General features: G+C 65.9%; 21 protein-coding genes. 6 read left to right on the plus strand and 15 right to left on the minus strand.

Annotated features, from left to right (window positions below; translation table 11 throughout):
* Positions 1-182: 182 nt before the first annotated feature.
* The 7 genes from LB525_RS15025 to LB525_RS15055 form a co-directional block, all read right to left on the minus strand.
* A complete protein-coding gene (locus LB525_RS15025) occupies positions 183-782 on the minus strand; it encodes a VOC family protein (RefSeq protein ID WP_224545183.1) in 600 nt (199 codons plus the stop codon).
* Positions 783-860: 78 nt separating this feature from the next.
* Entirely contained in the window at positions 861-1,685 is an 825-nt protein-coding gene (locus tag LB525_RS15030; RefSeq protein ID WP_224545184.1) for an ATP-binding cassette domain-containing protein, read from the minus strand.
* On the minus strand, positions 1,678-2,556 hold the full coding sequence (locus LB525_RS15035; RefSeq protein WP_224545185.1) for an ABC transporter ATP-binding protein: 879 nt from the start codon (positions 2,554-2,556) through the stop codon (positions 1,678-1,680). Before LB525_RS15035 ends, LB525_RS15030 begins: the two co-directional genes overlap by 8 nt.
* Positions 2,553-3,401, minus strand: a complete 849-nt coding sequence (locus LB525_RS15040) for an ABC transporter permease (protein ID WP_224545186.1) — start codon at positions 3,399-3,401, stop codon at positions 2,553-2,555. Before LB525_RS15040 ends, LB525_RS15035 begins: the two co-directional genes overlap by 4 nt.
* A complete protein-coding gene (locus LB525_RS15045) occupies positions 3,394-4,401 on the minus strand; it encodes an ABC transporter permease (RefSeq protein ID WP_224545187.1) in 1,008 nt (335 codons plus the stop codon). Before LB525_RS15045 ends, LB525_RS15040 begins: the two co-directional genes overlap by 8 nt.
* A gap of 182 nt (positions 4,402-4,583) precedes the next feature.
* Positions 4,584-6,110: an ABC transporter substrate-binding protein gene (locus LB525_RS15050; protein WP_224545188.1), complete on the minus strand. Its 1,527-nt coding sequence runs from the start codon at positions 6,108-6,110 to the stop codon at positions 4,584-4,586.
* A gap of 167 nt (positions 6,111-6,277) precedes the next feature.
* Complete coding sequence (locus LB525_RS15055) at positions 6,278-7,852, minus strand: phytoene desaturase family protein (protein WP_224545189.1); 1,575 nt, start codon at positions 7,850-7,852, stop codon at positions 6,278-6,280.
* A gap of 121 nt (positions 7,853-7,973) precedes the next feature.
* On the opposite strand from LB525_RS15055, the gene LB525_RS15060 reads away from it, so the two are divergent.
* The 6 genes from LB525_RS15060 (at position 7,974) to LB525_RS15090 (ending at position 15,257) form a co-directional block, all read left to right on the plus strand.
* Positions 7,974-8,765 carry a cyclase family protein gene (locus LB525_RS15060; protein ID WP_140843822.1) on the plus strand — a complete coding sequence of 264 codons (792 nt, stop codon included), beginning with the start codon at positions 7,974-7,976 and terminating at the stop codon, positions 8,763-8,765.
* Positions 8,766-9,072: 307 nt separating this feature from the next.
* Complete coding sequence (locus tag LB525_RS15070) at positions 9,073-10,644, plus strand: phytoene desaturase family protein (protein WP_224545190.1); 1,572 nt, start codon at positions 9,073-9,075, stop codon at positions 10,642-10,644.
* Positions 10,644-11,126 (plus strand): MarR family winged helix-turn-helix transcriptional regulator, encoded by a 483-nt coding sequence (locus tag LB525_RS15075; RefSeq protein ID WP_224545191.1) that lies wholly within the window; start codon positions 10,644-10,646, stop codon positions 11,124-11,126. Before LB525_RS15070 ends, LB525_RS15075 begins: the two co-directional genes overlap by 1 nt.
* A 45-nt stretch (positions 11,127-11,171) precedes the next feature.
* On the plus strand, positions 11,172-13,325 hold the full coding sequence (locus LB525_RS15080) for an indolepyruvate ferredoxin oxidoreductase subunit alpha (protein ID WP_224545192.1): 2,154 nt from the start codon (positions 11,172-11,174) through the stop codon (positions 13,323-13,325).
* Complete coding sequence (locus tag LB525_RS15085; protein ID WP_224545193.1) at positions 13,318-14,916, plus strand: indolepyruvate oxidoreductase subunit beta family protein; 1,599 nt, start codon at positions 13,318-13,320, stop codon at positions 14,914-14,916. Before LB525_RS15080 ends, LB525_RS15085 begins: the two co-directional genes overlap by 8 nt.
* A 74-nt stretch (positions 14,917-14,990) precedes the next feature.
* Positions 14,991-15,257, plus strand: coding sequence for a GCG_CRPN prefix-to-repeats domain-containing protein (locus LB525_RS15090; protein ID WP_411971028.1), 267 nt, complete (start codon positions 14,991-14,993; stop codon positions 15,255-15,257).
* 330 nt (positions 15,258-15,587) lie between these two features.
* Here the strand turns inward: LB525_RS15090 and LB525_RS15095 are convergent, their stop codons facing one another.
* The 8 genes from LB525_RS15095 to LB525_RS15130 all read right to left on the minus strand — a co-directional run bounded on the left by LB525_RS15095 (position 15,588) and on the right by LB525_RS15130 (position 21,147).
* Positions 15,588-16,826, minus strand: coding sequence for a DUF1501 domain-containing protein (locus LB525_RS15095; protein WP_224545195.1), 1,239 nt, complete (start codon positions 16,824-16,826; stop codon positions 15,588-15,590).
* Between the two features lie 34 nt (positions 16,827-16,860).
* Positions 16,861-18,318, minus strand: coding sequence for a DUF1800 family protein (locus LB525_RS15100; RefSeq protein WP_224545196.1), 1,458 nt, complete (start codon positions 18,316-18,318; stop codon positions 16,861-16,863).
* A gap of 95 nt (positions 18,319-18,413) precedes the next feature.
* Positions 18,414-18,701, minus strand: a complete 288-nt coding sequence (locus LB525_RS15105) for a GCG_CRPN prefix-to-repeats domain-containing protein (RefSeq protein ID WP_224545197.1) — start codon at positions 18,699-18,701, stop codon at positions 18,414-18,416.
* Positions 18,702-18,811: 110 nt separating this feature from the next.
* Positions 18,812-19,255: a periplasmic heavy metal sensor gene (locus LB525_RS15110; protein WP_224545198.1), complete on the minus strand. Its 444-nt coding sequence runs from the start codon at positions 19,253-19,255 to the stop codon at positions 18,812-18,814.
* On the minus strand, positions 19,252-19,701 hold the full coding sequence (locus tag LB525_RS15115) for a hypothetical protein (RefSeq protein WP_224545199.1): 450 nt from the start codon (positions 19,699-19,701) through the stop codon (positions 19,252-19,254). The genes LB525_RS15110 and LB525_RS15115 overlap by 4 nt, the downstream gene beginning before the upstream one ends.
* Positions 19,702-19,775: 74 nt before the next feature.
* The gene (locus tag LB525_RS15120) at positions 19,776-20,315 is read right to left on the minus strand and encodes an RNA polymerase sigma factor (RefSeq protein ID WP_224545200.1); all 540 of its coding nucleotides are present in this window, start codon (positions 20,313-20,315) and stop codon (positions 19,776-19,778) included.
* A 45-nt stretch (positions 20,316-20,360) separates the two neighbouring features.
* Positions 20,361-20,804 (minus strand): EF-hand domain-containing protein, encoded by a 444-nt coding sequence (locus tag LB525_RS15125; protein ID WP_224545201.1) that lies wholly within the window; start codon positions 20,802-20,804, stop codon positions 20,361-20,363.
* Positions 20,805-20,958: 154 nt separating this feature from the next.
* Complete coding sequence (locus tag LB525_RS15130; RefSeq protein ID WP_095766010.1) at positions 20,959-21,147, minus strand: YodC family protein; 189 nt, start codon at positions 21,145-21,147, stop codon at positions 20,959-20,961.
* Positions 21,148-21,812 lie beyond the last annotated feature (665 nt).

Consider the following 21,812-nt stretch of genomic DNA (forward strand, 5'->3'; position numbering starts at 1 on the left):
CTCCTCTAGAGCAATTCCAGGAAAAATGCGTAGCGGTTTTCCGTCCGGAATTGCATGAAACGCTCTAAGGCATCGGGAACGCCGGCAGGCCGGCGACCCAGCTGTCAGTATCGCGCTGGTCGGCGATTATTTCAAGCTTAAAGTTTTATAATTGAACGATCGACGCCGGCCTGTTTGGTGCATCACTTGGTCGGATCCTTCGGGCTCCACAGCACCGTCTCGGCGTCCTTTTCATACGCCATGCCTTCGGGGTAGCTGATCGCCTCCAGCTGCAGACCCCAGGGCGCCTGGAAATAGAGGATGGTCTGGCCTGCAGCCGGCCCTTCCTTCACCGGCAGCGGTCCCATCCGGGTCTTCACGCCCTTGGCCTCGAGATGGGTTTTCGCGGCGGCGACGTCGTCGACATAGAAGGCGATGTGGAAGCCACCGATATCGCTGTTCTTCGGTGTCAAATCCTTCTGGTCGGGCACGGTATATTTGAACAGCTCGATGTTCGATCCGTAGCCGCAGCGAACCATGGTGATCTCTTCGATCACCGCTTTGGGATCGACGCCAAGCAGGTCCTGCATGAAGGTGCCCTTGTCGTCGGCGAACGGCCCGAACGACATCGCCTTCTTGCAACCGACGACATTGGTGAAGAAGTCGACGGCCTGCTTCATGTCGGGCACGGTGATGCCGGTGTGGTCGTGCCCGCGCATGCCGGGGATTGAATCCGCGGAAGCCACTCCCATTGCGCCGAACAAAGAGACCGCGAGGATCGCCGCCTGGATTACGTATTTCATGTCACCCTCCGTTGGCGGGCTGACTTGTCCTTGCGCACATCCGAGGCCCGCTGGTCGGCGTGCGGATCAAAACTCACGTCATGCCGACGCCTTGGGCCGCAGCCAGTCCGGGTCGATTTCCGGCAGCGGAATGGCGGCGAGCAGGTCGCGCGTGTAAGTCTCCTTCGGGTTCTCGAACAGCGCGTCCGTGGCGCTAGCCTCGACGATCCTGCCTTCGCGCATCACGATGACCTGCCGGCAAAGCCGCCGGATCACCGACAAATCGTGGCTGATGAAGGCGACCGTCAGCCCCATCTCGGCCGCCAGCTTTTCCAGCAGCGTCAGGATCTGCGCCTGCGTCGAGACGTCGAGGCCGGAGACGATCTCGTCGGCCAGCACGAATTTCGGCGACAGCGCGAGCGCTCGTGCGATACCGACACGCTGACGCTGGCCGCCCGACAATTCGTGGCGGTAGCGGCTGGCAAAACTCTGCGGCAGGCCGACGCGCTGCAGCGCTTCCGCGACGCGTTCCTTCAGCCGGTCGCCAAGCCCGTTCTGCCGCAAGGGTGCGGCGATGATGTTGAAGATCGTATGCCGCGGATTGAGCGATGACATTGGATCCTGGAAGATCATCTGCAGGTCGCGGCGCAGCGGTCTCAGCTCGGTTTCCGAAAGACGGCTGATGTCGCGCCCCTCGAAGCCGATGGAACCCGCGCTAGGCTCGATCAGCCTGACCAGCGCGCGACCGAGCGTCGACTTGCCCGAGCCGGATTCGCCGACGATGCCGGTGACTGAGCCCTTGGGCAGGTCGAAATCCAGTCCGTTGAGAATCTCGGCCAGCGGCGCGCGGCCGATCAGCGGCTTGCGCGTCATGTCGGGCAGCGCCACCTTCAGCCCGCGCACGGAAATCAGCGGCTCAACCATGGCCGGGCCTCCAGTCCTTGTCGGCGGCGGCGATCTCTGCGGCCAATCCGGCAAGCACGCTTTCGTCCACCGGCTTCAGCGAGGCGTATGGGTCGGTGTAGCGCGGTGTCGCCGCCATCAGCGCGCGCGTATAGGGGTGTTGCGGTGCCGCAAACAGCGCCTCGGTCTCGGCTTCCTGGACCACCTTGCCGGCATAGAGCACCGACACTTTCTGGCTGATCTTGGCAACCACGCCGAGGTCATGGGTGACGAACAGGATCGCCGTGCCGTGATCGCGCTGCAGTTGCGCGATGAGCCGCAGGATCTGTTTCTGCACTGTCACGTCCAGCGCCGTCGTCGGCTCGTCGGCGACAATCAATCGGGGCTCCGCCGCGAACGCCGCCGCGATCAGCACACGTTGGCGCATACCGCCGGACAATTCATGCGGATAACTTTTCAGCACGCGCTCGGGATCGCGGATCTGAACCTCGTCGAGCAACTGCCGGATGCGCTGGTCCGCCCTCTCGCCGCTCCAGCTGAGGATGCGCACCAGCCGGTCGGTCATCTGCGGGCCGATGCGGCGCGACGGGTTGAGCGCGGTGAGCGGATCCTGCGGGATCAGCGCCGTGCGCGCGCCGATCAGGGTCCGCCGCGCTTTGGCATCGAGGCGACCGAGGTCCTCGCCCTCGATCAGCATCTCGCCTTCGACGATGCGCACGCTTTTCGGCAGCACGCCGAGCACCGCCTTGCCGATCATCGTCTTGCCGGCGCCGCTTTCGCCGACCAGCGCGCGCACCTCGCCCGGCTGCACGGCAAGCGACACCGAGCGCAGCACGCGCTGGCCGTTGGGCAGCACGGCGCTCAAACCGCGGATTTCCAGGCACGCGCTCATCGCAGCACCGGATCGAAGCGCGCCTTCAGCGCTTCGCCGAACTGGCTGAAGGAAAGCACGGTGAGGATCAGCGTGATGAGCGGGAACACCAGCACCCACCAAGCCTGGTGGATCGACAGCCGTCCCTCGGCGATGATGCTGCCCCAGGTCGGGTCGTCGGTCGAGATCGACAGATTGACGAAGGACAGGATCGCCTCGACGATGACGGCGATGCCCATCTCCAGGGACAGCAGCGCCACCACCGACGGCAGCACATTGGGCAGCACTTCGCGCAGCATGATGCCGATACGGCCATAGCCGGCGATGCGCGCGCTTTCGACATAATCCATGCGCGCCTGGCTCATCGCCTCGGCGCGGATCACCCGGCAGAAGCGCGTCCAATCGATGATCGCGATGGCGAGGATGATGGAGCTCAAGCCGGTGCCCAGCACCGCTACCAGAAGGATCGCGAACAGCACCGGTGGGAACGCCATCCAGACATCGACGATGCGCGAGATGATGCGGTCGGGCCAGCCGCCGAAATAGCCGGCGATCAGCCCCAGCGCCGAGCCGAGAACACAGGCGGACGTCGCCGCCGCGAAGGCGACGATGAAGGCGATGCGGCCGCCGAAGATCAGCCGCGACAACAGATCACGTCCCAGGCTGTCGGTGCCCAGCCAATAGCCGGGCTCGGCGCCGTCCAGCCAGAAGGGCGGCAGCCGCTCCAGCATCAGATCCTGCGCCAGCGGATCCTGCGGCGCGATCAATGGCGCGAAGATGGCCGCGAGCAGCGCCAGCAGAAGCCAGCCGCCGGCCAGCCACAGCCTCGGAGCCAAACCGCGCCTGGCGACACTTGCCTCATCCATGGCGCAGCCTCGGATTGAGCAGCGCATACGTCATGTCGACGGCGAGGTTGATCAGCACGAAGAGCAGCGCGAAGACCAGCACGATGCCCTGGATCAGCGGCAGGTCGCGGTTGATGACGGCGTCGATCGCCATGTTGCCGAGGCCTTCATAGGAAAACAGCCGCTCGACGATGACGGTGCCGCCGATAAGGAAGGTGAACTGAACGCCGACCAGCGTCAGCGTCGGCAGCGCCGCGTTCTTCAGCGCCTCGCGCAGGATCACCTGTGTCTCGGAAAAACCCTTCACGCGCGCCAGCACCACATAGTCGAGGTCGAGCACTTCCTTCAGCGACTGTTTGAGCAATTGAGCGATGATCGCCGCCAGCGGCAGCGCCAGCGCCACGGCCGGCATCAGCATGTGCTTGATGAGGTCCCAGGTGAGATCGAAGCGCAGCCTGAGAATGCTCTCGGCCAGATAGAACTGGGTGGCGAAGGGCAAATCGAGCTGCGGCGACACGCGGCCGGAAATGTCGAAGACGGGGACCAGCACGCCGAACAGCAGAATCAGCACCAGGCCCCAGAGGAAATCGGGGATGGAGAGCGTCGCGCCGCTGGCGACGTCGATGCCGGCCTCTATCGCCGTGCCGCGTGAGCGCGCGCCGAGGAGCGCGGCGGTCGTGCCGATCGCGATCGCCATCAGCAGCGCGACCGTCGCAAGCTCCAGCGTGGCCGGCAGCCGGTTGAAGACGAGGCCGAGCACGTCCTGACGCAATGATATTGACGTGCCGAAATTCCCATGCAGCACGCCGCCGAGCCAGATGAAGAATTGCTGCACGATGCTCTTGTCGAGTCCATAGAGCGCGCGCAGCCGCGCGATATCGTCATTGCTGGCGCCGGGCGGCAGCATCATCGCGATCGGGTCCCCGGGCGCGACGCGGATGACGACGAAGACGACGACGGCGACTCCGAAAAGCGTCACCATCATCGTCAGCAGACGAACGAGGAATCTTTGCAGCAGCATGCGCCCTAATCACTCTGAACGGACTCCCCCTCATCCGGCCCTCGGGCCACCTTCTCCCTGGGGGGGAGAAGAGGTCGCAGACGGCTGAGCTAGTCTCTTCTCCCCTCGGGGAGAAGGTGGCCGCGAAGCGGCCGGATGAGGGGCCCTGCCGGGCGAAGACCGGCAGGGGTCAAGGCCGACACTCAGGCCGGGGTCATCAGCGCCGGCAGCAGCGCGCCGGACACATGCTGCACGACATTGACCTTCTTCGAATGCACGATCGGTTGCGCATATTGGATCAGCGGCAGCACGTAGGCCTGCTCGGCGATGTACTTGTCGACGGCCTTCCAGCCGGCGATGCGCTTGGCCTCGTCCTTCTCGCCCCACAACGGGTTGATCATGTCGATCAGGTCCTGGCTGTCCCACACCGAATGCGGGCTTGGGCCATACATGGCAAATCCGGTCGAGGTGGTCGGATCGCCGATCGAGTTGCCCCAGTTGTAGAAGGCGGCCGGCGCCAGCTTGTCGGCGGCGCGCAGCTCGTAATGCTTGGCGATCTCGTAGACCTCGATATTGGCCTCGATGCCGACCTTGCGCCACATGCCGACGATCGCCTGGATCATCTCGTAATCCTTGGGCTTGAAGCCCTTGGTCGTCTGAATCGTGAACTTGACCGGCTTCTTAGGCGAATAGCCGGAAGCGGCGAGCAGCTCCTTGGCCTTCTCCGGGTTGTGCTCGACCTTGATCGAGGGATCGAAGGCCGTGTATTCCGGCGTCTCCAGCGTCGCGATCGGCTGCCCGTAGCCGCGCAGCAGCCGCTTGACCAGAAGCTCCTTGTCCACCGCCATCACGGCGGCCTGGCGGACGTTCTTGTCCAGCATTGCCTCGATGTCGTTGAAGAAGATCATGCCGATGTCGGAGACGTTCTTGATTGAGCCGGCCAGCCCGTCCTTGGCGATCAGCCGGTCATATTCCTCATAGGGGATTTCGAGCGTCACCTGCGAGGAGCCGGATTCGATCTCGGCGACGCGGCTTGCGGCGTCTGTGACGAACTTGATCGTCACGTTCTCGAAGGCGGGCTTGGTGCCCCAATAGTGTGGATTGGCCTTCAGCCGCAGGAACGCATTGCGCTCGAACTTGTCGACCATATAGGGACCGGTGCCGATCGGCGCCTTCTCGAAGCCTTCCGCGCCGACCTTCTCGTAATAGGCCTTCGGCAGGATGTAGCCGGTCAGGAACGACATCCACTTGAAATAGACCGGGTCGAACTGCACCACGTCGCCGGTGATCTTGTTGCCGTCGATCTTGAAGTTGTTCACGTTCTTCCAGACGAACTGGATCGGATTGCCGGTCTTCTCGTCGCCGGCCCGCTGCAGCGACCACACCACGTCCTCGGCCGTGAAGGGCGAGCCGTCATGCCATTTCACGCCGTCGCGCACCGTCATCGTCACCTTGGTGCGGTCGTCGTTCCAGCCCCATTCGGTGAGCAGGCCCGGCGTGAAGGAGAGGTCCGGCTTCTGGCCGATGATCTGATCGAACACGGACTGGTAAAGACCCTGGATGGTCGGATTGACAGCGGAGGGCCCGGTTGTCGGGTCCCATGAAGGCAGGTTGACGTTGTAGGCGATGGTGAGCTCGTCCGCCGCGTTTGCCGCCCTCGGCAGGCCAAACGTGGCGGCACCGATCGCCGCGGCGCCATATCCAAGCAAGTCACGTCTGTTGATGGTCATGGTCGTTCCCCTTGTTGGTTATCATTTGTCCGCGCGGCATTTTTATTCGGTGGTGGGCAACCGCGCCTTGTCCATCCCGGAATTCTAGCCCTTTGTTGGAGCATGATCTTTCCCGAAAACCGGTTCCCACTTTTTGCGTTCGCTGACCTTCGGTTCGGGATCATGCTCTAGTTCCCTCCCAGCTGTTGGGCGAGCATGAAGCCGGAACCTGCGCCCGTGCCGGCGCCGGGCCATGTCGCGGCGCCGGTGAGGTAAAGGTTCGAGACCGGCGTGTTCCAGCGCGCGAAGCCGCGCGCCGGACGGAACAGGAAATTCTGCGCGAGCTGGTGGCTGCCGCAGATCTGGTCGCCGCCGACGAGGTTCGGATTCTCGCGCTCGAGGTCGAGCGGCGAGAAGATCGCGCGGCCGAGGATTTTTTTGCGCAATCCCGGCGCATAGCTCTCGACGATGTCGAGCACGCGCTCGGCATAGGCGTCCTTTACCGCATCCCAGTGCGCGGGCGCGATCTTGCCCGCGGCATCGCCGACGATCTGCGCTGGCAGCATGCGCACCTGCACCCACAGCACATGCTTGCCTGGCGGCGCGCGCGACGGATCGACCGCCGTCGGCTGGCCGACGACCAGCACCGGCTGCTCCGGCAGTTGGCCAGCGATCGCCTGCTGATAGGTGCGCGACATGGCGTCGAGCGACGGCGCCAGATGCACGTAGGCGAATTGGCGAAGCTCGGCGCCGGCGCTCCAGTCGGGCAGGTCGTCCAGCGCCAGATGGATCATCATCGTGCCCGGCGCGTGGCGGAATGTCTTCATCGCCGCATCGAAGCCGGCGTCGCCGGAGCCGTCGGGCAGAAGCTTGCCTGCCAGCGCCTTGGGCGCGACGCCGGCAATGACCGCCTTGCTTGCGGCATGGGTTTCGCCGGATGCCAGCCGCACGCCCGACGCCCGGCTGCCGGCCACCGTGATCTCCGACACCTCCGCGCCTGTTATGATCTTGCCGCCGGCCGCCTTGAGCATGCCGGCAAGCGCCAGGATGATGGTATCGGCGCCGCCTTTGCCGAGCACCATGCCGAAACTCTGGTTGGCCATCGATTCCAGATAAGGGAACACGGCGCCGCCGGCGATGTCGGGAGCGAAATCGAGATGCATGCCCCAGGCCGCGAGTGTCGTGCGCACATGCGGCGTCTCGAAATTCTGCTCGAGCCACGCGCGCGGCGATGACAACAGCAATCGGGCCGTATCGAGCGCGCCGGAAAAACCCTTCTTGCGCCAGAGATTCCAGCCTGTGCCGGCCAGCGCCCTTGCGCTCATCGGCGAGCCCAGCAGGCGGAACAGATGCTCGGCTTCGCCCGGAAAGGCCCCGACCAGCTTGCGCCACGTGGCCGCGTCCGTGGCCGAGAAAGCGGCCAGTCGCGACGCCGTCTTTTCGAGATCATTGCTGACGCCGAACCATGTCCCGTCCGGGAAGGCGCTGGCGAAACAATCGGCCACGGGCGCGAATTCCAGTCCGTGGCTTTTCAATTCATTTGCATATTTCCGATGGAAGGCCGAGCCGGCGAAGAGGCTCAAATTCATCGCCCCGAAATCGTGCCGGAAACCGGGAAGCGTGTACTCGGCGGTCCGTACGGCGCCGCCGATTGCCTCGCTGCGTTCGAAAACCGCGATTTTCCAGCCTTTGAGCGCCAGATGCGCGGCGCATGCCAGACTGTTGTGGCCCGCCCCGACAAAGATGGCGTCGAACTCGCTCACGCCCCGCCCCAAAAATGCTTTATGCTTAAAGATAATTGCAGATGCATATGTTTTCGTCTAGTAGGTATATTAAGGGCCGCAACGAGCCTTGAAGGTCACGAACAAGAGGGAACAAAAGACCATGGACACGCAGAAACTCCTCGGCGAGGTCGCCGGCCAGCTGCTTTCGGGCGCCATCAAGGTGGTCGATCTGACGGCGCCGCTCGGGCCGAACACGCCGCTGATCAAGCTGCCGCCGGAACTCGCCGTCGACACGCCGAAGGTCGAGATCCACGCCATCTCCAAATACGACAAGAACGGCCCGTGGTGGGCCTGGAACTGGCTGAAGCTCGGCGAGCATTCGGGCACGCATTTCGATGCGCCGCAGCACTGGATCACCGGCAAGGACTATCCGGACGGTGCCACCGACACCATTCCGGCGCAGAATTTCATCGGCCCGGTCAACGTCATCGACTGCTCGAAGGAGGCGGCGGCGGACCACGACTTTCTGCTCACCGTCGACCACATCAAGGCCTGGGAGGCCAAGCACGGCGCCATCAACCCCGGCGAGTGGGTTGTGATGCGCACCGACTGGTACAAGCGCAACGGCTCCGAGGCCGAGTTCCTCAACGCCAACGAGACCGGCCCGCACACGCCGGGCCCGACGGCCGAGGCCATCCAGTTCCTGATCGCCAAGGACATCAAGGGCTGGGGCTCGGAGACGATCGGCACCGACGCCGGCAAGGCCGGCGGCATGGAGCCGCCGTTTCCGGCCCACACGCTGATGCACAAGGCCAACCGTTATGGCCTGGCCAGCCTGTGCAATCTCGACCAGCTGCCGCCGAAGGGCGCGATCCTGATCGCCGCCCCGCTCAAGATCGAGCACGGCACCGGCAGCCCGATTCGCGCATTGGCCCTTGTGCCGGGCAAGTAAGGCGAGGCGACGGTCTTCGGGAGAAGATCATGCTTGCGGGCGATGGAGTGATCGGGACGTTGGGACGACCGTTCTGTAGCGCTAGCGCTCTACGGCGCCCCCCTCTGTCCTGCCGGACATCTCCCCCTCTAGAGGGGAGATTGGCAGCTTTGGCGCCCCGCTCAATCCTGCATCGTAGACAATTGGCGAAAGCCGCGATGACGGCTGATCTCCCCCCTAGAGGGGGAGATGTCCGGCAGGACAGAGGGGGGCGCGAAGGAACGCCGTCCTGCGCGATTGACTTCCCGTCAACCGGGAGCATCCCCCAATGAACGCCCCCGATCACATCATCGTCGGCAGCGGCATCAATGCCCTGGTCTGCGCGGCGATGCTTGGCGCCAAGGGCGCAAAGGTGCTCGTGCTCGAGCGCAACGACCGTATCGGCGGCTGCGTGCGCAGCGAGGAAATCACGGCGCCTGGCTTCGTCCATGATGTGATGGCCACGACTTTCGTGCTGTTCATCACCTCGCCGGCCTTTGCCGCGCTCGGCAAGGACCTTGCGCGGCATGGGCTGGAGTTCTGCCACACCGCCACCCCGACAGGCGTGATCACGCCCGACGGCAGCCATGCCGTGCTCACCACCGACCACGCCGCCAATGTCGCGGCGCTGAACCGGATCGCCTCCGGCGACGGCGACCGCCATGGCGGCGATGTCAGCGGCATCGAGCGCAATGCCGGGCTGCTGTTCGGCCTGCTCGGCGGCGCACTGTGGTCCTATCCGACGACCAAGCTCGTCGCAGGCGAGGCCTGGCGGCGAGGCCCGCGCAACCTTGCCGCCTTCATGGGCGAGGCGCTGGTGCCCGCGCGCGGCTGGTTGGAAACGACTTACAGTTCCGACCTCGTCCGCGCGCTCTGGGCGCCCTGGGTGTTGCATGCCGGGCTCGGCCCGGAAGACGCCTTCTCCGGCCAGATCGCCAAGGTCATCGCCTTCGCGCTGGAGGCCGCCGGGGCGCCGATCGTCAAGGGCGGCGCCAAGAACCTGCTCGCGGCGTTCGAGGCGCTGATCAGGGAACGCGGCGGCGAGATCCGCGTCAACGCCGACGTCGCCTCGATCGTCCAGACCGGCGGCCGCGCCAGCGGCGTGCGGCTCGCCTCCGGCGAGACGTTGAACGCCGAGAAAAGCGTCATCTGCTCGGTCACGCCGACGCAGCTCTATGGCCGCCTGCTCGGCGATGCGGCTCCGAAGCGCGACGTCGAAGCGACGCGCGTTTATCGCTACGGCAAGGGCAATTTCCAGGTCCACTATGCGCTGAACAAGCCGCCCGCCTGGCGCGGCGAGGGCCTCGACAAGGTGGCGCTGCTGCATCTGACCCCTGGGTTGGATGGCGTGTCGAAGGCCTGCAACGAGGCGGTGCGCGGTCTGCTGCCGCAGGTGCCGACTATCTGCGTCGGCCAGCCGCACGCGCTCGACCCGTCGCGCTGCCCCGATGGCAAGGCGATCCTGTGGCTGCAGCTTCCGGAAGCGCCGCGCCACATCAGGGGTGATGCTGCCGGCAAGCTCGAAGCGCCCGCCGACGGCCGCTGGACCGAGGCGCTGCGCGAAGCCTATGCCGACCGCGTCGAGGCGATCCTCGCCAACCACATCGACGGTTTCCGCGAGACGGTCATTGCGCGCCGCGCCTATTCGCCGGCCGATCTTGAAGCCATGAACGTCAACCTTGTCGGCGGCGATCCCTATGGCGGCTCGTCGACCATCGACCAGTCCTTCCTATGGCGGCCGTTCAAGGCGAGCCGCAACCACGAGACCGGCATCAAGGGCCTCTATCATATCGGCGCCTCGACCCATCCAGGCGCCGGCCTCGGCGGCGGTTCCGGCTTCCTTCTGGCGGGGAGGCTGTGATGGAACAGAAGCTCGTCGAAAAGCGCCAGCGCATCTCGACCCTCGGCCAGATCGGCCTGCAGCAATTCGCGCCCTACCTGATGAACCGCATTATGGGCCGCTACAACGCCACCTTGCGCGACGACTTCCGCAAGCAGGGCCTGACCATCCCGCAGGTACGAACGCTCGCCGTGCTCTCGGTCGCCGACGGCGTCACCGTCAACGATCTCTCGGTTTACACGGTCATCGAGCAGTCGACCTTGAGCCGCACGCTCGATACGCTGGAAGGCCAGGGCCTGGTGCGGCGCGAGCAGGGCGTCACCGACAGCCGCATCCGCCATGTTTTTCTTACCGATGACGGGCGAGCGCTGTTCACCCGCGCCTGGCCGGCCATGCATGATGCCTTCGAGGCGATGTTCGACGGTATCGACGATGCCGAATACGCGGCGCTGATCGCGACGCTGCAAAAAATGCTGAAGAACATCCGCAAGCACGAGATCTAGATGTACGCGCCGCCCCATGGAAGGCGGCAACGGAAGGAGGCGGAGATGGCCGAACGGTCTTTTGCCAAGGAAGTCGAAAAGCTGAGGCTTGGCGCCGGCGAGGAATTCGCCGGCGAGGGCATCCTCGCCATCACCAAGGCGCTCTTGCAGTGCGGCGTAGGCTATGTCGGCGGCTACCAGGGCGCGCCGATCAGCCATCTGATGGATGTGCTGGCCGACGCGCAAGACATTCTGGGCGAGCTCGGCGTGCATTTCGAGGCGAGCGCTTCCGAAGCGACTGCCACCGCCATGCTGGCCGCCTCCGTGCATTATCCGATCCGGGGCGCCGCCACCTTCAAGTCGACGGTCGGCACCAATGTCGCTTCCGACGCGCTGGCCAACCTCGCCTCCGGCGGCGTCACCGGCGGCGCGCTGATCATCGTCGGCGAGGACTATGGCGAGGGCTCCTCGATCATGCAGGAGCGCAGCCACGCCTTCGCCATGAAAAGCCAGGTCTGGCTGCTCGACCCGCGCCCGAACCTGCCCTCGATCGTCAAGGCGGTCGAGGACGGCTTCGAGCTGTCCGAGGTGTCGAACACGCCGGTGATGCTGCAGGTGCGCATCCGCTGCTGCCATGTGCACGGCCACTTCATCGCCAAGGACAACAAGCGCCCGCCAATGTCGGTCGCCGACGCGCTTGCCGCGCCGCGCCGCGACACCGGCCGCATCGTGCTGCCGCCCGCCTCCTTCCTGCATGAGAAGGAAAAGGTCGCCAAGCGCTGGCCGGCGGCGGTCGATTTCATCAAAAACCGCAAGATCAACGAGATCTTCGGCTCGGATCACGGCTCGGTCGGCATCGTCATGCAGGGCGGCATGTATAATTCCGTCATCCGCGCGCTGCAGCGGCTCGGCCTTGCCGACACCTATGGCGAGACCGACGTGCCGCTTTACGTGCTGAACGCCGTCTACCCGCTGGTCGACGATGAGTTCCTCGCCTTCTGCGAGGGCAAGCAGGCGGTGCTGGTCGTCGAGGAAGGCCAGCCCAATTATATCGAGCAGGCCTTTGCCGCGATGCTGCACAAGGCCGGGCGCGGCACCAAACTGGTCGGCAAGGAGCATCTGCCGATGGCCGGCGAATATACCGGCCAGGTGATGCTCGACGGCATCGGCTCCTTCCTGCGCGCCAATGCCCCGCATCTGCTGCCGGGCGAGGTCCGGGCTCCGAACAAGGCGGGCGAGGGCGTCGACACGGCCGACCTCATCAATGTCGTTCCCGGACGGCCTCCGGGCTTTTGTGTAGGCTGTCCCGAGCGACCGATCTTCGCCGCGACGAAGCTGGTCGAGCAGGAGCTGGGCAAGCACCACATCGCCTCCGACATCGGCTGCCATCTGTTCTCGATCATGCCGCCCTTCGAGCTCGGCGCCACCACCATGGGCTATGGGCTGGGGCCGGCGTCGGCTTCCGCCTTCAACTCACCTGATGCCAAGCGCCGCTCGATCTCCTTCGTCGGCGATGGCGGCTTCTGGCACAACGGCCTGACCTCCTCGATCGGCAATGCTGTCTTCAACAAGAATGACGGCGTCATCGTCATCGTTGACAATTTCTACTCCGCCGCTACCGGCGGCCAGGACATCCTGTCCTCGCGCGCCAACAACCGCACCAAGTCGACCAAGCATCCGATCGATGAAGCGGTGAAGGGCATGGGCGTCAAATGGCTGCGCCATATCGACCGCACCTATGATGTCGGCAAGATGCAAGCCGCGCTGCGCGAGGCGCTGACCACCGAGGAGAAGGGTCCGAAGGTCATCGTCGCCTCGTCCGAGTGCATGCTCAACCGCCAGCGCCGCGAGAAGCCGCTGGTCGACAAGGCGATCAAAGGCGGCGAGCGCGTGGTCAAGCCGAAATTCGGCGTCGACGAGGACATCTGCACGGGCGACCATGCCTGCATGCGGCTCTCCGGCTGCCCGTCGCTGTCGGTGAAGTCGCTCGACGATCCGCTGCGCGACGATCCGGTCGCCTCGATCGACCAGAACTGCGTCGGCTGCGGCAATTGTGGCGAGGTGGCGGACGCCGCCGTGCTCTGCCCGTCCTTCTACCGCGCCGATGTCGTCCACAATCCCGGCCGTTGGGACCGTTTCCTGGAAGGTGCGCGCCGCGCCGCGATCGGCCTTCTGCAGCGCCGCCGCGAGAGCCGCAGATTGACGTTCGCCGATGCTTGACCAGGCTTCTCCCCTGCGCCCGAAGGCGGGCGCCTCTGACGACGAGCGGGTGATAAAACTCGCCGTGCTCGCGGTCGGCGGCCAGGGCGGCGGCGTGCTCGCCGACTGGATCACCGACGTCGCCGAGCGCAACGGCTATATCGCCCAATCGACCTCCGTGGCCGGCGTCGCGCAGCGCACTGGCGCCACGATCTATTACATCGAGATGGCCCGCGACACCGGCCGGCTGCCGGTTTTCGCGCTGTCGCCCTCGCAGGGTGACGTCGACATATTGATCGCCGCCGAGCTGATGGAAGCCGGCCGCGCCATCATCCGCGGTTTCGTCACGCCTGAGCGCACGACGCTGATCACCTCTTCACACCGCATCGCCGCCGTCTCGGAAAAGATCGAGCCGGGCGACGGCCGCGCCTCGTCGGAAAAAGTGCACGCGACGGCACAAGCGGCGGCCAGGCGCTTCATCGCCTTCGACATGGAAAAGATCGCCGCCGACAACGGCACCATGATCTCGGCCAGCCTGCTCGGCGCGCTGGCCGGCTCCGACGCGCTGCCCTTCACCCGCGACACTTACGAGCAGGCGATCGGCGCCGGCGGCCGTGGCGTCAAGCCGAGCCTCGCCGCCTTCGGCGCGGCCTACAACCGCGCGCGCGGGATCGCGGCAGCGCCGGCCGGGGAAAAAGCGGCGGCGGAACCCCCCGTTGCCCAGCCCAGGCCAACGGGGAGGGTCAGTGGCCCGGAAACCCTGCTCAAGGGCTGGCAGGCGCTTGCCGCTCGCGTCGCGTCGCTCCCGGAGCCCGTGCGCGACATGGCCGAGCGCGGGCTGAAGAAGGTCGTCGATTACCAGGACATCGCCTATGGCGGCGAATATCTCGACCGGCTGGACAGAGCGGTGGCGATGGACAATGCGGAGCGCGGCTATGCGCTGTCGATCGCCGCGGCAAAGCATCTCGCCAACGCCATGTGCTACGACGACATGATCCGCGTCGCCGATCTCAAGACGCGCTCGACCCGCGACAAGCGGGTGCGCAGGGAGGTCGGCGTCAAGGAAGGGGCGGTGCTGCAGGTCACCGAATATTTCCATCCGCGCATCGAGGAGTTCTGCGGCACGCTGCCGGCGGGGCTCGGCAGCTACATCGAGAACCGCCCAAAACTCGCCGCCTTCCTCGACCGCCGCATCAATCGCGGCCGCCACATCCGCACCGACAGTTTCACCGGCTTCGCCATGCTGTGGTTCATCGCCGGCCTGCGACGCTGGCGCCGCCGCCTGCTGCGCCACAAGGTAGAGCTCGAGCATCTTGAGCGTTGGTATAGCCTGGCGCTTAGCCACGCGCGCCAGGACTACGCTTTGGCCACCGAGGTCCTGAATTGCCGCCGGCTGATCAAGGGTTACAGCGACACCCATGCCCGCGCCCAGTCGAAGTTCGACCGCGTGCTCTCGGCGCTGCCGACGCTCGAGGGCAGGGAGGACGCCGCCGACTGGATCCGCCGCCTGCGCGAGGCGGCGCTGAAGGACGAGAAAGGCGACATGCTGGACGGCGCGCTGAAGACCGTAGCGACGCTCAACGAAGGCGCTACCCCGCTAACGAAGACGTGATCCAAACCGCTCCGACGGAATTCGACCGTGTCCCCCGTTTCACGGCGGTAGGGATTGAATCACGGAGACAAACCTTGATGACGAGATATTTTCTGCCTCTCGCGATGGCCGCCGGCACGTTGCTGCTATCCAGTGTCGGCTCGCAGGCTATGCCGATGGCCAGGTCCGATGCTGCGCCGCTGCCCATCGAAACCGTCGGCTGGCGCTGCGGTCCCGGCTGGCACGCGAGCCGTTGGGGTAATTGCGTGCCGAACGGCCGCCGGTTCATCCGGCCGGTGCGCCATTGGCATCCCGGCTTCTGGGCGCATCACCGCTGGCACCCTGGCTATTGGAGCTGGTGATCGCTCTCGGATCGCCGTTGATGCCCGCGCTGGCAACGGCGCGGGCGGTTTGGCTAAGGTCCCACGCACAGGTTCGAAACCTCCGCGCCAGCGTTGGTGATTGGCCGAGGCTCCTCAGCCTCGTCATCCACGGGCGGAGCAAGGAGCGAAGCGACGCAGCGCAGACCCGAGGATCCATTCCGTGACGTTCAGGCGTTGCCACGGTTCAGAATTCTGCTCCGCAGCACCCACGATCAAAGTCACGGAATGGATCCTCGGGTCTCCGCGTCCGCTTCGCTCCCGCTCCGCCCGTGGCGCCGCCAGCCTATCGCTGACCGGCAAACTCACGGCTCACGCCACCAGATCCCGCATCGGCTTCACCGCCGCCGACTCCGGAAACACCTTGTCGCCAAGCACGGCCGGCGACAGCCCGAACTGATCGGCCAGCAGCCCCTTCAGCACCGCACGCACATCGCTGGTCGGCGCGAGATCGCGCTGTTCGTAGAGCTGCGCCGGCTTCAACCCCGGCCAGTCTGCGATGACGCGGCCGCCCTTGATCGCGCCGCCGGCGAGCAGCACCACCGTGCCGGTGCCATGGTCGGTGCCGACCGTGCCGTTGATGCGCGCCGTGCGGCCGAACTCGGTGATGGCGACGACCGCGGTGTCGCGCCAACGCTCGCCAAGCCCCTTCTCGAACTCCTCGAACGCCCCGTCGAGGCCGCCGAGCAGATTGGCGAGCCGCCCTGTGGCGCCGCCTTCGTTGACATGGGTGTCCCAGCCGTCGAAGGCGAGCGCCGCGATGCGCGGCCCGTCGTCGGCGGCCATCAGCCGCGCCGCGCCTTGCGCCGATTGCCGCATGCCGGCGGCGTTGTCGAAGCCGGCCTTCGGCTTCATCGTCTTGCTGTCGAACTGGTCGCCCAGCGCCATGCGGTCGGCGTCGAGCCCTTTCTGAAGCACGGCCGCCAGCACAGGATCGCGATGGTTGTAGAGGTCGAGCACGCGCTCGGCCAAGGCGTCGCCGGGCGTCGGCAGCGCCTGAGGCGCCCAGCCGAGCACAGGGGCGGCACCGCGGATCACCAGCGGCGTCGAAGGCCCGACCGCCAGCCCGCCGAGCTTCGCCACGCGCTCGCCCGCCGGCAGGCTGGCCAACGCCCGGTTGAGCCAGCCGGTCGTTGCGTTGCCGGGGCCAGGCAGGCCGCTTTCCAGCACGTCCTGGCCGTCGAAATGCGAGCGGTCGCGGTAGCCGGTCGCCGCCGCATGCACGGCCGCCGCCTGGCCCGCCTTGAACAGGCGCGCAAACACCGGCATGGCCGGGTTGACGGCGAAGAAACCGTCAAGCGGCAATGCCGGGTTGGCGCCTGAGAGCGAAAGCGCGATGTCGCCGTGCAGGCCGGCATAGTCTGGATCGCCGACCGGACCGACGGTCGACAACCCGTCCAGGGCGCCGCGCAGCACGATGACAATCAGGCGCGGGTCGCGCTTGTCGGCTGCGCGCGCGAAGCGCGGCAGATAGGCCCAGGCAAACAGCGCGCCGCCGCTCATCAGCACCGCGCGCCGGGACAGGCTGGGGGTTTCGCAAAGAAGGCTCATGGCCGCATCTCCATCACTGTTACCGGCGCTGGAATTACCGGCGCTGGAATTCTGGCGCCATCAACAGCAGCGCCAGGCCTTGCTGCTTGGACTCCGCGCGCGAAATCGCCTGCCGCGTCTCGGCCGAGACGGATGTGCCGATCAGCGACGCGAGCATCTCGTCGGGATCGCCGATATCGTCCGCCTGCTTCGCCGCCTGCCACGCAATGTCCAGCCGCGTCTTGAGGCCCTCGGCGGAAACCCATGCGTCCGTCCGGTCGGGAAAGCCGTTCGGCCCCGGCGGTCGCCACAGCGGTTCGCCGAGCACGTTCAGCCAGCGAAGCGATCGTTGCGGTTCGTTGCCGGCGGTGGCGCCGACCGCCCGCCGCAGCGCCACGACATAGTCCAAGGGCGAACGCAGCTTCGTGAGCGGCGTCGACCAGGTTTCGGGCATGTCGATCAGCGTCAACGCGATCGCGCGCAGGTCGCCGTCGGTCTTGGTGAAGATCGTGGCCAGGCGGGCGACCGCCGCCGGGGGCGGATCGTCCGCGACGAAATGGCGGGCAAGCTTGGTGGCGATGTGCCGCGCGGTGGCCGGGTGACGGGCAATGTCGTTGAGCGCGGCCTCCGCCTGGCCCATGCCGCCATCGGGATAGGTCTTGCCGAGCAGCACCGCCTTGCCCGGCTGATGCGCATTGGCGTTGAAGACGAAGCTTCCCGGCTCGCCCAGCCGCCCCTCGCGGCCGGCCATCGTCCAGCCGGTCAGCATGTTCGCGAAACTGGTGACGTCGGCCTGGGCATAGCCGCTGCCGACGCCCATCGTGTGCAATTCCAGGATCTCGCGGGCGAGGTTCTCGTTGAGGCCGCGTCCGCGTCGCTTGCCGGCGCGGGAATCGGGGCCGATGGACTGCCGGTTGTCGAGATAGAACAGCATGGCCGGATGGTGCTCGACGGCCAAAAGCATGTCGGCGAAGCGGCCGAGCACGAAGGGGCGGATCGCCTCGCGCTCGAAGGCGCCGGCGCAGGCCCGCACGACCGGTGCCTTGGCGACGGAAACGCAGAAATGGTTCGACCAGAAGCCGACCAGGCGCTCTACGAAGCCGGGCGTCGCAGTGAGCGCCTTGTCGAACCGGGCCTGCGCTTCGTCGCGATAGATATCGGCCTCGACACGCGGCACCATGGGTTTGGCTTTTGCCACGGCCGGGCCGGCTGGATCATCCGTTGCCATCGGCTGCATAGCGGCGGCCGCCGTCTCGGCGCGCGCCGCCTTGCGCTCCATGGCTGCCGCCATGCTGGCCTGGATCGCCGCAGTGCTGTCCAGCAACCCGGCATTCCGTGGGTCGTCGGGGGAAATGAGCGCGATGTCCTGCTGCTTGAGCTCGGCCTCGAGGTAGCCGCGCGGATCGGCGGCGATCTTGCCAAACTCGTCGCCGGGTTTCGCGCCGAGGCCGAAGCGGTTGAGCACCACCAGGGCGGGATCCGGCGAGACGGAATTTGCAAACGGTGCGGCCAACGAAGCCTCCGTTGAACCCGGCGCAGATCGCGTCGGTTTCATGGATCATCGGGGATCCTCACGATGCCGGCCGCAGCACCGGCATCGAAGGGTTGTTACCAGCGGCGCCAGTAGTGCCAGCGATGGTAGGGATGCCAGACCGGGCCGATATAGACGCGCGGTCCGCCCCAGTAGTAATAGCCAGGATAGATCACGCGGCGATTGGGCACGCAGCGGCCCCAGTGGTTGGGATGCCAGCCTGGACCGCAGCCCCAGGCGACGTGCTCTATCATTGCGGGCGCCGGCGCAACAGGTGCGATCGGCATCGCTGAGGCGGCGCTTGCGGCGGCCGTTCCGCCGAGGGCGAGCGCAGCCGCGATCGAATATTTTGCCAGACTGTTCATGCGATACTCCCGAGAGTTTCGAGGTTGAAGAGAACCTGCCGCCGCCAAAGGCGGTCGCAGGCCTGTCCCTCTTCCCTTGAACGGAGCGCGCTTGCCCTTTCCGTCGCCGCCTATGGCAATTTTTTTGCAGGCGGCGGCTGCCGGCCAGCGCGTCGCAACAAGGCGTCCGCCAGCAGCCGGCGGTCCTCCGGGGAGCCCGATGCGGCGAATTCGATGATGCGTTGCTCGATCCGGGTGCGCACGGTGACATCGGCATTGCGCGCGCGCTCCAGGGCGGCGGCAAGCGCGTTGGTGTCGAGAGCTGGCTGTTGCAGAAGGTTTGCCGCCTCACGCCGCGCGGCTTGGCCGTCGAGGATCACGTCGCGCGACTCGCGGCGAACGTCGCGCAACGCTTGGCGGAAGACCTTGCGGTCGGCGGCAGGCAACCTACCGCCGGCCGATTCCAGCGAATAGCCCGGATTGGACTTGCCGATCAGCCAGCCGGCGCCGCCGGCCACCGCGCCGATCAGAAAGACGTTAAGCACCAGCGATGCCGCGACAAGACGGGGGTTCATAGATCTTCCTCGTAAGGATCGGCGTCGGGACCGGCATCGCCGAACGACGTCGCATTGGCATCCATCACATAGTGGTCGGGCTGGATATCCGGGTTGACGACGGTCACCAGCGCCAGGCCGGCCACGGCGCCGGCCAGCCCGACACCCGCAAGCCCGAAGCCCAGCCACCAGAACTGTCGGCGGCGGCTCTGCCTGACCTCGGCCGCTGCCCGGGCGACAATGGCGCGATGGAGCGCCGGGCTGGGTGCTTCGACCCGATGCCGGTCGAGCATGGCGTCGAGCCTGCCCGCGCGCGCCAGGATAGCTCGGCCCTCGTTGGTGTCGGCAAACAGCATCGCGGCTGCCTGTTCGCCCGGCGGCCAGCGGTGCAAGGCGCCGCCATAGGCATCTGCCAGCGCAGCGAAGCGCCCGGCATCCATCCGCCCCTTCGTTCTCTTCTCAGCCATCCCGTTCCCCCTTCCGCCATCCCGACCTGGCCCCCCACGTCCTTGCCCGCAACGCCGGCAATGCCTTTGCTGTCTCAGTCATCGCCATCTCCAACGAGCATGGCCTGCAACGAGCGACGACCCCGCGCGAGCAAACTTTCCAGCGCATCGACGCTGACCTGCATGGCGCCGGCGGCCTCGATGTTGGACAGCTCCTGATAATACACCAGCACGATGGCCTCGCGCTGGCGTGGCGCGATCCGCTGCAGCGCTTGGTTGACCCTGCGCTCTTCGTCGCCCGGCATGACATCGGGAAGCGGCGCCTCGTCCGCCACCTCCGGCAGCTCGTCCGTCGTCCATTCGCGCCGGCGCCGCAGCCGGTCGTAGCAGAGGTTGAGCGCGACGCGGTGAATCCAGGTGTCGAAGCGTGCGTGCCCCTGGCGCCAGCCCGAGGCATGGCGCCAGATGCGCACGAAAGTCTCCTGGGCGACGTCCTCTGCTTCCGCCGGGTCGCCAAGCATCCTGGCGGCCAGGGCCAGGATGCGCGGCAGCTTGCGCGCCACCATCGCCTGCACCGCGGCGGTGTCGCCGGCGCCGATGCGGCGTACCAGTTCCTCGTCCGGATCGGCGCCCATCACGTCGGGCGCTCGCAGCTGTCATTGTGCGGCATAGCCTCTTGGTCATTGCTCCTGATTGGGAGCGGTTTTATGGCCCGGCCTCTCGTCGGCGCCGAGCACGCCGTCGCTATTCTTGTCGAGCCTGGCGAAGCGCTCGGCGAGAAAGGCGTCGAGCTCGCCCCTGTCGACGAAACCGTCCTTGTTGGTGTCGATGCGCGCGAAGGATTTGGCCGGATCGCCCTTGGCCTTGCGCGTGGTCTGGAAAGCGGTCCATTCGGTGAGGCTGACCTTGCCGTCATTGTCTGTGTCGGCCCGCATGAACGCCCTTTCCCGGCGCGCCTCGAACTTTTCCAGCGTCAGGCCGGATTTGGGTTGGTCAGACTTGGCGGCCGGAGCCGGGCTGCTCGGCGCCGTCTGGGCCGGGGCAGGGAGCGGCGTCGTTGTCTGGGCGACCGCGGCCGCGGTCTGCAGGCCAAGGGCAACGACGAATATGGTGGGGCGGATCATGCTCTCGTCTCCGGTTGGGCGCGGCCATTGGCGGCCACGCTTCAACCATTGAACGCGAGACAGAGCAAAATCCGTCGGCCTTTTTCGACCGGACACCAACCTACCGGATCCGGCGCAGCCGGATCGAAGGATTGCTAAGGACAGGAGGCGACGGCTATCTCGGCTGGTCGACCGCCACCAACTGGTCCTGCTTGAAACCTGCATGTTGCGGCGTCCAGACGTCGCCCTCGCGGTTGAACCAGTGGCACAGATACGTGCCGGAAGCCGCCCCGTCGCTGACAGTCATTTCGGGGCCTCCGGACTTCAGCCTGACGACGTCTCCGGTCTTGAAACTATTGGGCATTTCGACCTCCCATGCTGACAAAGGGAGTTTCCCACCAACAGCTGTTCCCGACAATGGCCGAGATGCGCCGATCACGTGGTGCAGCCTGGGAAGGCGTGAACATGACGCCGCTTGTGAGACACGCCGGGCGTGGCCAGATCATCTCGAGATTTTGGAGCCGAAGCGAGCGGCCCGATCGCTCCTCGGATTCAATCGGTGTCGCGCTGTGGACCCGGCGGCTGTGCCGATTGGTTGTCTTCGGCTGGGCGGACGGTCATAGACCTTTCATTGGGCCACAACGCTTGTGCCTTCGTCACCGCTGCCAAAAGATCGTCTGCTTCAACGCTTCCGATTTCAGTTAGAAGCGGTCTGCCGCCCCCTGCTCTGAAACCGACGTGATAGACCGTCCAACTCCTCATTGAATTCCGACAAAAATTGCGTCTCGGCGTGGACACGCGGATGGAAGCCCGGCTCGCTTTTGTGGTTAGGATTTTGAGGTCCGCAAGCCGGGCATGCACCGACCGATAGGGCGGGGGGCTTGGGGTTATCAGCCGGTGCGATCGCGAGACTGTCTGATTTGCCCGCCAGCCCACAATCGACCGAGGTCCATCCTGCCGAACGCATTGGTCCGAAAGGACCAAAGATATAGCCCCTTATTCCGTTGGGGCAGGTTGCCCCCGCCGGTG

It is taken from the genome of Mesorhizobium sp. CA16 (assembly GCF_020165175.1).
Taxonomy (GTDB): Bacteria; Pseudomonadota; Alphaproteobacteria; order Rhizobiales; family Rhizobiaceae; genus Mesorhizobium.